This window comes from Sandaracinomonas limnophila (assembly GCF_004005965.1).
Lineage (GTDB): Bacteria > Bacteroidota > Bacteroidia > Cytophagales > Spirosomataceae > Sandaracinomonas > Sandaracinomonas limnophila.
Genome location: NZ_SACY01000002.1, coordinates 469,540 through 482,419, shown reverse-complemented (window position 1 = coordinate 482,419; position 12,880 = coordinate 469,540). Strand labels below are relative to the sequence as shown.

11 protein-coding genes are annotated in these 12,880 nt (G+C 35.7%); 5 read left to right on the top strand and 6 right to left on the bottom strand.

What is annotated here, in order from left to right:
• Positions 1-21: 21 nt before the first annotated feature.
• Genes gldE through EOJ36_RS05795 form a run of 3 tightly spaced genes read left to right on the top strand, consistent with a single transcriptional unit; the run spans position 22 to position 3,297 of the window.
• On the top strand, positions 22-1,368 hold the full coding sequence (gene gldE / locus EOJ36_RS05805; RefSeq protein ID WP_127803273.1) for a gliding motility-associated protein GldE: 1,347 nt from the start codon (positions 22-24) through the stop codon (positions 1,366-1,368).
• Positions 1,355-2,332 carry a hypothetical protein gene (locus tag EOJ36_RS05800; RefSeq protein ID WP_127803271.1) on the top strand — a complete coding sequence of 326 codons (978 nt, stop codon included), beginning with the start codon at positions 1,355-1,357 and terminating at the stop codon, positions 2,330-2,332. Before gldE ends, EOJ36_RS05800 begins: the two co-directional genes overlap by 14 nt.
• The gene (locus EOJ36_RS05795) at positions 2,332-3,297 is read left to right on the top strand and encodes a hypothetical protein (protein ID WP_127803269.1); all 966 of its coding nucleotides are present in this window, start codon (positions 2,332-2,334) and stop codon (positions 3,295-3,297) included. The genes EOJ36_RS05800 and EOJ36_RS05795 overlap by 1 nt, the downstream gene beginning before the upstream one ends.
• Here EOJ36_RS05795 and EOJ36_RS05790 read toward each other — a convergent pair.
• Together EOJ36_RS05790 and purB are read right to left on the bottom strand one after the other, a co-directional pair.
• The gene (locus EOJ36_RS05790) at positions 3,262-5,538 is read right to left on the bottom strand and encodes an ATP-dependent helicase (RefSeq protein ID WP_127803267.1); all 2,277 of its coding nucleotides are present in this window, start codon (positions 5,536-5,538) and stop codon (positions 3,262-3,264) included. The two genes, EOJ36_RS05795 and EOJ36_RS05790, sit on opposite strands and share 36 nt — an antisense overlap.
• Positions 5,539-5,579: 41 nt before the next feature.
• Positions 5,580-6,938 carry an adenylosuccinate lyase gene (purB, locus tag EOJ36_RS05785; RefSeq protein WP_127803265.1) on the bottom strand — a complete coding sequence of 453 codons (1,359 nt, stop codon included), beginning with the start codon at positions 6,936-6,938 and terminating at the stop codon, positions 5,580-5,582.
• A gap of 101 nt (positions 6,939-7,039) precedes the next feature.
• On the opposite strand from purB, the gene EOJ36_RS05780 reads away from it, so the two are divergent.
• Positions 7,040-8,068 carry a sensor histidine kinase gene (locus EOJ36_RS05780; protein WP_127803263.1) on the top strand — a complete coding sequence of 343 codons (1,029 nt, stop codon included), beginning with the start codon at positions 7,040-7,042 and terminating at the stop codon, positions 8,066-8,068.
• A gap of 284 nt (positions 8,069-8,352) precedes the next feature.
• Here EOJ36_RS05780 and prfA read toward each other — a convergent pair whose 3' ends face one another.
• The 3 genes from prfA to EOJ36_RS05765 are packed head-to-tail and all read right to left on the bottom strand — an operon-like array spanning position 8,353 to position 10,763.
• Positions 8,353-9,423, bottom strand: coding sequence for a peptide chain release factor 1 (prfA, locus tag EOJ36_RS05775; protein WP_127803261.1), 1,071 nt, complete (start codon positions 9,421-9,423; stop codon positions 8,353-8,355).
• A gap of 37 nt (positions 9,424-9,460) precedes the next feature.
• Positions 9,461-10,246 carry a DUF2520 domain-containing protein gene (locus tag EOJ36_RS05770; RefSeq protein WP_127803259.1) on the bottom strand — a complete coding sequence of 262 codons (786 nt, stop codon included), beginning with the start codon at positions 10,244-10,246 and terminating at the stop codon, positions 9,461-9,463.
• A gap of 1 nt (position 10,247) precedes the next feature.
• On the bottom strand, positions 10,248-10,763 hold the full coding sequence (locus tag EOJ36_RS05765) for an HNH endonuclease (protein WP_127803257.1): 516 nt from the start codon (positions 10,761-10,763) through the stop codon (positions 10,248-10,250).
• Positions 10,764-10,907: 144 nt separating this feature from the next.
• Between EOJ36_RS05765 and EOJ36_RS05760 the strand changes: the two genes are divergently transcribed.
• Positions 10,908-12,101, top strand: a complete 1,194-nt coding sequence (locus EOJ36_RS05760; protein WP_127803255.1) for a M20 metallopeptidase family protein — start codon at positions 10,908-10,910, stop codon at positions 12,099-12,101.
• Positions 12,102-12,129: 28 nt separating this feature from the next.
• Here EOJ36_RS05760 and EOJ36_RS05755 read toward each other — a convergent pair whose 3' ends face one another.
• Positions 12,130-12,861: a Rossmann-fold NAD(P)-binding domain-containing protein gene (locus EOJ36_RS05755; protein ID WP_127803253.1), complete on the bottom strand. Its 732-nt coding sequence runs from the start codon at positions 12,859-12,861 to the stop codon at positions 12,130-12,132.
• Positions 12,862-12,880 lie beyond the last annotated feature (19 nt).

Genomic DNA, 12,880 nt, shown 5'->3' with positions numbered 1-12,880 from the left:
TCCAAATATCTGTAAGATTTTATGGACGCTGACCCTTATCCCAGTCCCCTTTTATTGCAAATTGAGCCCCAATTTAATCTAGGCTCAGTGTTATTTATCGGATTTATTTTATTGCTTTTATTGTTTTTAACTGCTCTTTTGGCTGGGGCGGAGGTAGCATTATTTTCCTTAAATAATGAGCAAAGGGCTTTTTTGAGAGATAGTGATGGAAGTCAAGAAAGAACGCTAACAAACTTGTTGAATCGACCTCAAAAGCTGTTGGCTACCTTATTGATTTCCATCAATTTTGTAAATATTATTTTTATAACGCTTGCAAATTACTTAACAGAGCAACTTGTTGGGAAGGAGTCTATTGAAGAACCCATTGTTGTTTTAGTGTTATTATTTAGCGTAACCTTTGTGATAACTTTTTTTGGAGAATTAATCCCGAAGGTGTGGTCGCAACAAAATAATCTCAAATTTGCTTTGTTTACCGGACCGATAATTGAGTTCTTTTCATTTGTAGTTGCTCCCTTATCAAAAACCTTAATGGGCATTTCAAATTTAATTGAAAAAAGAGTTGAGCGTAAATCCTACACCCTAACTACGCAAGAATTAAATCATGCCCTGGAAATAACTACTGATGAAAACACCTCAGAAAGAGAAAAAGATATTTTAAAAGGGATTTTAAATTTTGGCAATATTTCTGTAAAAGGTGTTATGAGACCCCGGCCAGAAATCATTGCCTTTGAAACCTCTTTAAATTATCATGAATTGATGGATAAAATAAATAAAAATGGATATTCTCGTGTACCTGTTTTTGTTGACACTTTAGATAAAATTGAAGGTGTTCTTTATATTAAGGACCTTTTAAAACATATTGACAAAGACGAGAATTTCAATTGGCAAGAATTAATTCATCAACCTTTTTTTGTTCCTGAAAACAAAAAAATTGACGATTTACTATACGATTTTCAAGAAAAGCGCGTTCACATAGCTATTGTTGTGAATGAATATGGTGAAACTAAAGGATTAGTGACCATGGAGGATATCATCGAAGAAATTGTTGGAGAAATTAACGATGAATTTGATGTGGAGGAATTGGATTACAAAGTATTAGAAAATAATGTTTACTTGTTTGAGGCCAAAACATCCTTAATGGATTTTCATAGAGCCTTAGACCTTGAACAAGATTATTTTGAGGAAGCAAAAGGGGAAAGCGAAACTTTAGGAGGGATGCTTATCGAACTTTTTGGGAGAATACCAAGTGCAGGCGAAGAAATTAGTTTTAAGGAATTTGAATTTAAAATTCAATCCGTCGATTTAAAAAGGATTAAAAAGGTTAGAGTGACATTTAACCAACCCATAAGGAAAGATGATGCATTATAGTCCCAAAATTTTATTGTTGATTTCGTTTTTGTTTTTAATTAGCTCTTGTCAGCAATTGAAAAAACTGGAACCCGTTATCATTGGCTCATCAACGTTTAGTTCATATGAGGATAGAGGCATTGTAGAAAACGCCGAATTGGATGAGGCTTCTGGATTAGTATATTCAAATAATAATCCTGGTTATCTTTGGTCCTTTAATGATTCAGGGAATCCCAATAAAATATTTTTACTTGATTCTAATGGGAAAGGATTAATTAACTATACCTTAAATGGTGCCCCTAATCGTGATTGGGAAGCCATCTCAATTTTTAAAGATAGTAATGGGAATTCTAGCCTTTTTGTCGCCGAAATTGGGGATAATTATGCCCAGTATAATAGTTATTTTTTATATTGGTTTAATGAGCCAAAGGTAGATTTTACGGGTACTTCAAATAGAACCCTGGACAATGTTTCCAAATTGGAATTTACCTTGTCCGATGGTTCAAAAAGAGATATGGAAACCATTCTTATCGATCAAAAAACTAAAGATGTTTACATTATTTCTAAACGTGAGGACTTAAAGAAATTATATATGATTTCTGCTGATAAGTTGGTTAATGGAAATGTGGCAAAAGCCGAGTTTGTGAAAGATTTAGATTTTTCAAATCCGTTTTCAAGTAATGAAGAAGTTAGAACATATTTTTATGTGACCGACGGAAATGTTTCTCCAGATAATACAGAAATTCTTATTCGAAATTATGGAGAAATATATTATTGGAAACGTGAGACAAACGAAACCATTCCCCAAGCTTTAAGTAGACAAGCAAAAGTGGTTCCGAGCCGAACAAAATATTCTTCTTTAGATCAACAAGGGGAATCCCAAGGAGAAGGTGTTTCTTTTTCAACCTCTGCAGATGGCTATTACTCAATTTCTGAAAATTCAGATGGAAATCAAAGTCATTTGTATTTCTTTAAGAGGAAATAATGCGATCTAGAAATAAGGGAGCATTATTGTTTATTTTACTTTTCCTTTGGGGCTGTCGTTCAATTTTTATTTATGACCACTTAGTTGAAGGAACTAAATTTTCAAATCCAAAAGACCAAGGTGTTTTAAATAATCTTGAGATAAAAGAAGCTTCAGGTCTTGTAGCCAGTAATTATAATTCTAATCTTTTTTGGACTCATAATGACTCAGGGGATCTTCCACGCATTTTTCTTATAAATAATTCCGGAAAAGGTAAAGTGGAGTTTTTTTTAAAAGGAATAAAAAATAGAGATTGGGAAGATATGGGATCCTTTTTAGATGAAGCAGGTAAATCCTGGATTTATATTGCAGATATTGGAGATAATGATAAAAAATATCCTTCCTACTTTATTCATCGCTTCGAAGAACCTCGTTTTGAAGAATTTTTAGCACCCAATCGCATCATCTCTACTATTGAATCTATTGAATTTTCTCTGCCAGATGAGTCAAGAGATATGGAGACTCTCTTAATAGATCAACGGACAAGTGATATTTTTGTTGTTTCTAAACGAGAAAAGTATAAAATCCTCTACAAAATCCCCTCAAAAACCTGGGGAACCAAAGTTGAGGCAGAAAAAATTAAAACTTTAAAGTTTTCTACAAGTAATTCTTCTATTTCATTAATTGAAAAATTGTACTTTTTGACAGGCGGTTCTGTTTCTTCCCAAAATAATGAAATAGCCCTAAGGAATTATTTAGAAGTGTATTACTGGAAAAAAAATAAATTCGAATCCATTCCAGAGGCTCTTTCTCGAAAACCTAAATCTGTGCCAAGCAAACTGGAACCTCAGGGAGAAGCAGTGGCCTTTGCGGTTTATGAAAAAGGTTTTTATACCCTGTCTGAAACAGCACAATCACTCAATCCTGTACATCTTTATTTTACAGAAAAATTAGCCGATAACCATCAGCTTCGCAAAGCTAAGTAATAAGGTTTTTTCTCCTACACCTTTTTCAAAGGCAATAACGGCCTTCCGTTCTGCTCCATTGATTTCAATTCGAAGAATTTTTCCAAAGCCAAATTTTTGATGTTCTACTCGCTGCTCAACTTGTAATTCAAGTGGATTACTTGGAGTAAAATTGGAACTACTTATATGCTGATAATTTGATGGTGCAGCTTTTTGTACCAATTGTTGACCTTGATTAACTGGAGTTTTTTGTGCAAACCCTCCGACCTTCTGAACGGGTTTGAATCCTTGGATTTCTTTTTTGCCTCCTAATTTTGAAATGCGTAAATATTGTGGATCCAGTTCGTCAATAAACCTGCTGGGTTCGCATGTTTTTAATCGACCAAATTGATAGCGAGATTCTGCATAAGAAATGTAAAGGCGTTTTTCAGCTCGTGTGATAGCAACGTAAAAAAGTCTTCTTTCTTCTTCCAAATCACTTTGACTAGCCAACATCATTTGGCTTGGGAATAGATCTTCCTCTAAGCCCACTAAAAATACTCTTTTAAATTCAAGTCCTTTGGCCGAATGGATGGTCATCAAAGTAACCTTTTCTTTAATGTCTCCTTCCTCTTCTTGATCTGCATTGGTCAATAAAGATACTGATTGCAAAAAGGTAGCAATAGATTTATCTTCATTTTCTTCTGAATCTACAAATTGCTTGATAGCATTCAGTAATTCTTGAATATTTTGGTAACGAGCCAAACCTTCTACGGTTTTGTCTTCATACAATTCTCTCAATAGTCCAGAAGCCTTTGCAACATGATTTGCCACATCGTATGCATCTTTTTTGTCAACTTCAACCATTATTTTGAAGGATTTGATCAAGTCAGCAAAATTTTCAATGGCTTGGGCCCCCTTGCCTGAATATTGTTGAATATTCGAAACAACATCCCATATAGAAACATTGTTTTCAGCTGCTGTAACAGAAATTTTGGCAATGGTTGTGTCACCAATACCTCGTTTGGGTAAATTGATTATACGCTTAAAAGCTTCCTCATCTTGTTGATTTACTACAAATCGTAAATAAGATAGAAGGTCTTTGATTTCCTTACGCTGGTAAAAAGATAGGCCACCTACAATTTTATAAGGAAGATTAAGTTTTCTTAAAGCCTCTTCAAATGATCTGGATTGGGCATTTGTTCGATATAAAATCGCAAAATCTGAACCATTTAAGCCATCTCTTTGTTTTCCTTCAAAGATTGAACTTGCAATTAATCGGGCTTCTTCGGAGTCCGTGGTTGCTCTTATAATTTCAATATCTTCCCCCTTTTCATTGGAAGTAAATACATTCTTTTGTAATTGGTGTCTATTTTTTGAGATGATCGAATTTGCAGCACCAACAATAGCCTGTGTAGATCGATAATTTTCTTCTAACTTGATGGTCGTCAAATCAGGATAATCTTTTTCAAAATTTAATATATTTTGAATATCTGCTCCACGGAAAGCATAGATACTTTGAGCATCATCACCTACAACACAAATATTTTGATTTACTGCTGAAAGTTTTTTGGTAATCAGGTACTGCGACACGTTCGTGTCCTGAAACTCATCCACCATCACTTGTTTAAACTTGTGTTGGTATTTGTTCAATACATCTAGATGGTCGCGGAACAAAATGTTGGTTTGATACAATAAATCATCAAAATCCATTGCATTTGCTTGGAAGCAACGTAAGGCATAGGTTTTATAAATTGCTCCAATTTCTCCAACTTTGGCCATTCGGTCTTCATTTCGAATGACCTCATTGTTAAAATAACTTTGAGGAGAAATTAATTTATTTTTGGCAGCTGAAATTCGATTTAAAACCAAGTTTACTTTATAAACCTTGTCATCCAAATTCATTTCTTTAATGATACTTCTCAACAAAGACTTGGAATCATCTGTGTCATAAATCGAAAAGCTTGATGTATAGCCCAATTTTTCTCCTTCAAAACGCAATATTTTAGCAAAAATACTGTGGAAAGTTCCCATCCAAATGTTTTTTGCCTGTTTCCCGATTACCTGCTCAATACGATGCCTCATTTCTCCTGCCGCTTTGTTAGTAAAGGTTAACAACAAAATGGCAAATGGGTCAACTCCTTGTTCGATTAAATGTGCAGTTCGAAAGGTTAAAACACGTGTTTTACCTGATCCTGCACCGGCAATAATCATTAAGGGACCTTCGGTATGAAGTACAGCTTTTCTTTGGGGCTCATTGAGTCCTGATAAATAATCCATCAATTGTAAAGGGCTTTTTAAATGGGCTTACTAAAATACAAACTTTACTCCCTTACTCCAACATAGTTGAATGGTGTAATTTGTTTTAATTCTGTTTTGATAGCCTCAGAAACCCCTAAATCGTCGATAAAACGGTCAAAAACAGCTTTATCAATTTTCTGATTATTTCGAGTCAAATCTTTTAATGCTTCATAGGGCTGCGGATATGCCTCTCTTCTTAGCACTGTTTGAATGGCCTCAGCAATTACTACATAATTGTCTTGCAGGTCTTGTTCAATTGCGGATGGATTTAATTCTAATTTACCTAAACCTTTTTTCAATGAATTAATGGCAATTAGCGTATGGGCTAATGGTACACCAACGTTTCTCAAGACGGTTGAATCAGTTAAATCGCGTTGCAATCTAGAAACTGGGAGTTTTGAAGACAAAAACTCAAATAAGGCATTTGCAGTTGCCAAATTTCCTTCGGCATTTTCAAAATCAATGGGATTTACTTTGTGTGGCATGGCCGAAGAGCCAATTTCTCCTGCTTTAATTTTTTGCTTGAAATACCCCATAGAGATGTACGTCCAAATATCTCTCGACAAGTCAATTAAAATAGTATTGATACGCTTCAAGGCATCAAAATAGGCCGCCATGTTGTCGTAATGCTCAATTTGAGTAGTAACTTTACTTCTATTTATGCCTAAATCTTGTAGTAATTGATGGGCGAAATCTGGCCAATTTATTGCTGGAAAAGCAACTGTATGGGCATTGAAGTTCCCTGTAGCACCTCCAAATTTTCCAGAAAAGGGAACCTGCTCTAATAAATCAATTTGTCTGTCTAAACGTTCTACAAAGACCTTAAATTCTTTCCCTAAGCGAGTAGGAGAGGCGGGTTGTCCGTGCGTATGAGCCAATAAAGCAACATCTTTCCACGCTTCAGCTGCATCCGCAATAAGTTTTTTAACTTCTACAATTCCAGGGAATAAAACAGCTTCTTGCGCTTCTTTCATCGATAATGGAATAGCAGAATTATTGATATCCTGAGAAGTTAAGCCAAAATGAATAAATTCTACAAATGTGGATAAATCGCCAAATTCCTTCAAGTTAAGCATGCGCTCTTTGATGAAATATTCTACGGCCTTTACATCGTGGTTCGTAACCTTTTCTTTATCTTTTATCCATTGAGCATCTTTTTCTGTAAACTCGATATAAAGTTTTCTTAGTTCAGGGAAAGCAGCTTGTGGGAAGCCTTTCAGCGGCTCTAATGGGATATTGCAAAGCGCAATAAAATATTCGATTTCAACCCGAATACGGAATTGAATAAGTCCAAATTCAGAAAAATAAGGGGCTAATGCTTCTGTCTGTTTGCGATATCTGCCATCCACAGGAGAAATGGCACTAAGTAAAGATAAATCCATATTTGATTTCAAAGTGCAAAGATAAGGCTTTTTTCCCTTGCTTTTGGTATATCCTAGCGGAGAATTTGTATCTTTGAAATGTTAATTTACTCATTCATAAAATGCTTAGTCCAAGAATCTTATCGGTTATTTTAGCATTTATTATTGCCGGAGTAGCAACTGCTTTTTTGTCGTTTTTGCCTGAAACTGATTTTTTTACACTATTTGTATGTTTTATCTCTGTATTGATTTTCGGTTCTATCCTGATTTTCTTTACCTTAGATTATTTGGTGTTTAAGGAGGTCAATCAATTATACGACAACATCAAAAAGATTAAGAATAAAAACTTCAAAATAACTCCCAAAAGACAGGTAATTGAAAAGGAAAATCCAATCGAATTGTTAAAACGAGAATTAAACACCTACGTTTCTTCTACAGAATATGAAGTTAAGGAGTTGAAAAAGGCCGCCAAATACCGACAAGAGTTTTTGGCAGATGTATCCCACGAATTAAAAACCCCAATTTTTGCCGCTCAAGGATTTGTCCATACACTGTTGGATAATCCGGACGAAGAAGAAGAGGTTCGGACCAAATTTTTAGAAAAAGCTGCCAAAAGTTTAGACGGATTAGATGTGTTGGTTAAAGATTTATTGACCGTTTCCCAAATTGAAACTGGTGCAGTAAAGATTGAAAAAAAATCAATAGATCTCCGAGAGGTAATTCTCGAGATTTTTGAACAACTAGAAGGGAAAGCAAAAAAAAGAGGGGTTTCCTTAAAATTATTGGGTTTTAAAGGACCTATTTTAGTTAAAGCAGATTACCAACGAATTTCTCAAGTCCTAACCAATTTAATTGATAATGGCGTAAAATATGGAAATGAAAACGGAAAGGTTACAGTTGAAATTATTGAGAGAAACAAAACCTTTCAAATTGATGTAAAAGACAATGGGCCAGGAATTCCGGAAGAACATTTGCCCCGATTATTTGAACGATTTTATCGCGTAGATAAAAGCCGAACCAAACTCTCTGGAGGTTCTGGATTAGGGCTTTCCATCGTAAAACACATCGTTCAAGCCCACGGAGGCAAGATATCAGTAAGCTCTAAGATTGATAAGGGGACCACGTTTTCTTTTAAATTAGAAAAAGTATAAGATGTATGATGTAATAGGTAAAAGGTAATAGGTAATAGGTATGAGTTGAAATTAATTTATAAATTCTCTAAAACATTTAAAATCAGTTAAATGATAGGAAATTTAACTATTTTTTTGTTGGGGAAATCACTCCCCTTACCCCCTGCAATTTACATGTTTTTAATAAAATTAAACTGATAATTTTTCATCGGCAGACCACTTAAAAACCCTAGCTTCATCCCTCATCCCTCTTACCTAATCCCTCTTACTTCTTACATCTTACATCATCCCTCTTACCTCTTACATCAATTCCCTCCCTCGGACAATTTCTCGGCATTCTCCGCAATCCTTAACTGCTCAATAAATTCTCCAATATCACCATCCATTACAACAGGTAAATTATATACTGTTAAACCGATTCTGTGGTCTGTAACCCGACCTTGTGGATAATTATACGTACGAATTTTGTCAGATCTGTCACCAGAACCAACCATCGACTTTCTATTGCCTGCAATCTCAGCGTTTCGTTTCGCTAATTCAATTTCGTACAAACGAGAACGCAATACGGTCATCGCTTTGTCAAAGTTCTTGATTTGAGAGCGCTCATCTTGGCATTGAACCACCAAGCCCGTTGGAATGTGCGTTACACGAACAGCAGAATACGTGGTATTTACCGACTGTCCACCAGCACCAGAAGAACAGAAAGTGTCTTTTCTGATGTCATTCATGTTGATTTGTACATCAACTTCATCGGCCTCTGGTAATACCGCAACAGAAGCTGCTGAGGTATGAATTCTTCCTTGAGATTCAGTTGCTGGAACACGTTGAACACGGTGCACGCCCGACTCAAACTTCAATTTTCCATATACATCATCCCCCTGAACCGAAGCAATAATTTCTTTATAACCTCCGGAAGTACCCTCTGTATAATCCATGATCTGGAAAGTCCAACCTTGACTTTCGGCATATCTTTGATACATTCTAAACAAATCTCCAGCAAATATTGCAGCCTCATCTCCACCTGTTCCCCCACGAACTTCAAGAATGCAGTCCTTGGAGTCATTCGGGTCTTTTGGAATCAACATTTCTTTCAACATTTCTTCCATTTCCTCTTTTTGAGGCAACAACTCTTCCAATTCCATTTTTGCCATATCTCTGAATTCCTCATCCTTTTCGTTGGCAATAACGTCTTTCGCTTGTTCAATGTCCGAAAGAATTTTTTGGAAGGAAAGATATTGTTCTACAATTTTTTGTAAATCTTTATACTCTTTACTTAAAGTTTTGAATTTTTTTAGGTCGGAAACGACCTCCGGCATTGCTATTTGCTGCTCAACTTCTAAAAATCTTTCTCGAATAGCCTCTAATTGCTCCAGCATAATTTATTGAAATGTAAATAAACCGCAAAGATACGAATTATTCTCCCTTTTTAATCATTTTTACAAATTGCTCAAATAATTCCTTATATTCATTTGAGTCAAGTTCATCCTTTAATTCGCGGACATATCTAGGATGCGATAAAAATTCTCTTTCTGCCCGATTGAGATAAGGAAAATTCTGCTGTAAATGTGCTAAATGGTTTCGGATTAAAGGTTGAATTAAATGACTTTCCAATTCAATTTCCTTTAATAATCCTTCAGCTTGGTTCCATAATAACCTTGTAAAATCGCCTGCAAACAAACTTGCCAAGTGAATTTTTTTTCGTTCTTCCTCCGATACAGCGTAAACTATTTTACTAAGTTTTTTACCAAAAGCACTTAATAATAACTCAGTTGTAGGACTATCACCCTCAATGCAAATCATGCATTGGTCAAAACTTGTATTGACGCCTTTTTGTAAATATTGAACAGGGTAAAAAATACCGATAGGATTATTGTTTTCCCTAACAGGATCGTACAAATCTGCCGCCTCATTTAAACTAAAATGAGCTGTGACCAAAATCAAAGTAGCATCTTTAGGAAGAATTAACTCTGGCAAAACTTGTGCATAAGCACTTTCTGGTATACAAAGAAAAAAAACGCTTGAAGAAGATTCAGAAAAATCCAAATGCTCCTGGATGTGGGCATTGTAAAGGTATTTAACTAAATCTCTGGCATGTGTTGCGTGTCGACTAAACACCTCCATAACCGTTTCTCCTGCATTTTCAAAGGATCTCGACAATTGCCAAGCAGCATTTCCAGCACCAATAAAAGAAATTTTCATTTTAAACTATTTGTTCCATTTTGGCACCTACAAAAGGAAGCCATTGCGAATCCAAAATTCCAGAAAAATTTCTCAAAAACATAATAAAAGATGGACGAAATGGTTTTTGTTTCAATGGCATCCCAGCTTCTTCAGGTGTCATGTCTCCCTTTTTTGAATTACAATATTTACAAGCTGTTGTTAAATTATCCCAACTAGTCCTTCCTTGGCGCGATTTTGGCAATACGTGATCCAGTGTTAAATGATCTCTTGAGCCACAATATTGACAACAATTATTATCCCTTCTAAAAATATTTTGTCGGGTCAATACTACACCTTTATAGGGAAAATAAACGTATCGATTTAAACGAATGACCGAAGGAAATGGAAATGTTTGAGTAATGGAATGAAGCTTTTCAGTAGTGGAGGCTGCTACTAATTCTGCCTTGTTCATATAAACTAATAAAAACGCCTTGGGCATTGAACAAACAGCTAAAGCACTGTAGTCTTGGTTTAGAATTAAAACTTTCTGACTCATTGACAAAAGAGGTAATTTTGGTTCTCCCACGCCTCAGCTCTCTTGTCTTTAAAGTTACTAGATAAATTCCTAATAATCAATAGGTTTACTAGCCGATTTAAGTACTAGCTGTTTTTTTCTTAAATTTGTAGTAAATCTGAGAAAATGGAATCTTTGCTACAAAAAATTAAATCCCTTTCTGTTCAAATTGCCCAACAAACTGTTGAGCGTAGAAGACATTTACATTCGCATCCTGAATTGTCTTTTCAAGAGTTTGAAACCCAAAAATATGTGCAGGCAGAATTGTCAAAAATGGGCATAAAGTCTGAAAAAATTGCTAATACAGGCTTAGTAGCATTGATTGAAGGAAAAAATCCTTCCCAAAAAATTGTGGCCCTCCGGGCAGACATGGACGCTCTTCCAATTGTTGAAAGCAATGAGGTGTCCTACAAATCTCAAAATCCTGGCGTTATGCATGCCTGTGGTCACGACGTCCACACCTCTTCTTTACTTTCTACCGCCCAAATATTACAATCAGTTAAAGACGATTTTGAAGGAACTATTAAATTGTTGTTTCAGCCTGCAGAAGAAAAAGCTCCCGGTGGTGCAAGTATTATGATCAAAGAGGGAGCATTAGAAAATCCTAGACCTGCTGCCATTTTAGGACAACATGTTGCTACAAACGTTCCCGTAGGTAAGGTAGGTTTTCGGGAAGGAATGTACATGGCAAGTACAGATGAAATTTATATTACTGTTATTGGTAAAGGTGGTCACGGCGCTTTGCCCGATTTATGTATAGATCCAATTGTCATCGCCTCCCACATAATTGTGGCTATGCAACAAATTATTTCTCGAAACAAAAACCCGAAATTACCTTCTGTTTTAACTTTCGGGAAAATCGAGGGACTCGGAGCTACAAATGTAATCCCAGATGAAGTAAAAATTCAAGGGACATTCAGAGCAATGGATGAAACCTGGAGAGCTGATGGATTGTCAAAAATGAAAAAATTAGCCGAAGGTATGGCAGAGGCAATGGGCGGGACTGCTGTTTTTGAGGTTTTGAAAGGATATCCATTTTTACAAAACAATCCAGAACTTACGCGAAAAATGAAACAAGCTGCCATAGATTACATGGGTGCAGAAAATGTAGTTGATTTAGATCTTTGGATGGCCGGAGAGGATTTTGCATTCTATACGCATCACGTTGATGCTTGTTTTTACAGACTAGGTGTCAGAAACGAAGAAAAAGAAATTGTTAACGGGGTTCATACCCCTAATTTTGATATCGATGAATCTGCCCTTGCTCATGGACCCGGTCTTATGGCTTGGCTAGCAATTATGGAATTAACCAATCTATAATTAACAATTAACCATTAACCATTAACAATTAATAATTAATCGGATTCGGGTGTTTAAAAGACAAGCCCAATTTTTCAGAAATTTTTTCAGCAGAGATGATTTTTGAGGAATTTTCGTTTGATTTAAATTCTACGGGAAAAGGTAAATTATGCTTTCGACAACTTGCCTCAACAACCGCTTTTCGCAAGGGATGCTCAGGCGCTACTAGATTATAGATTCCAGATAAATTTTGTTGGATTGCTTCAGAAACGAAAGAAACAGCGTCTTCCTGGTGCAAATAATTGACCGGGTCATTGGCTCTTTCTACCGTTTTGCCAGCATAATATTTTGCAACGAATCGATCCCCACCCATCAGTCCCCCCAAACGAATGATTAAATGAGGCAAGCCAGAATTGATTATAATTTGCTCTGCTTTAGTTATTATGGATTCAGGATTTGTTGCAGATTCTTCCGTGATAAGATCTCCTGAAGATTCATAGACTGAAGTTGATGAAAAAAATACGATTTTTAAAACCTGATTTTGTTGCAAAAAACTTGTCCATTCTGTCAAAATCTTTTCATAAAAATCGGGCCCATTTTGTTTAACTCTTGGCGGAATACTCCATACTTGAATAGGAGATTCGATCATCGGTTTCCAATAATCAATTGATTGATAGGTTTTAGCACGCCAATTTGGAGCAATTACTTCAAATTTGTTTTGTACTAATTTTTCAGCGAGCGGTTTCCCTAGCCAACCTGTACCGTAAATAGTGATTTTCAACCTTTGATAATTAAATGGA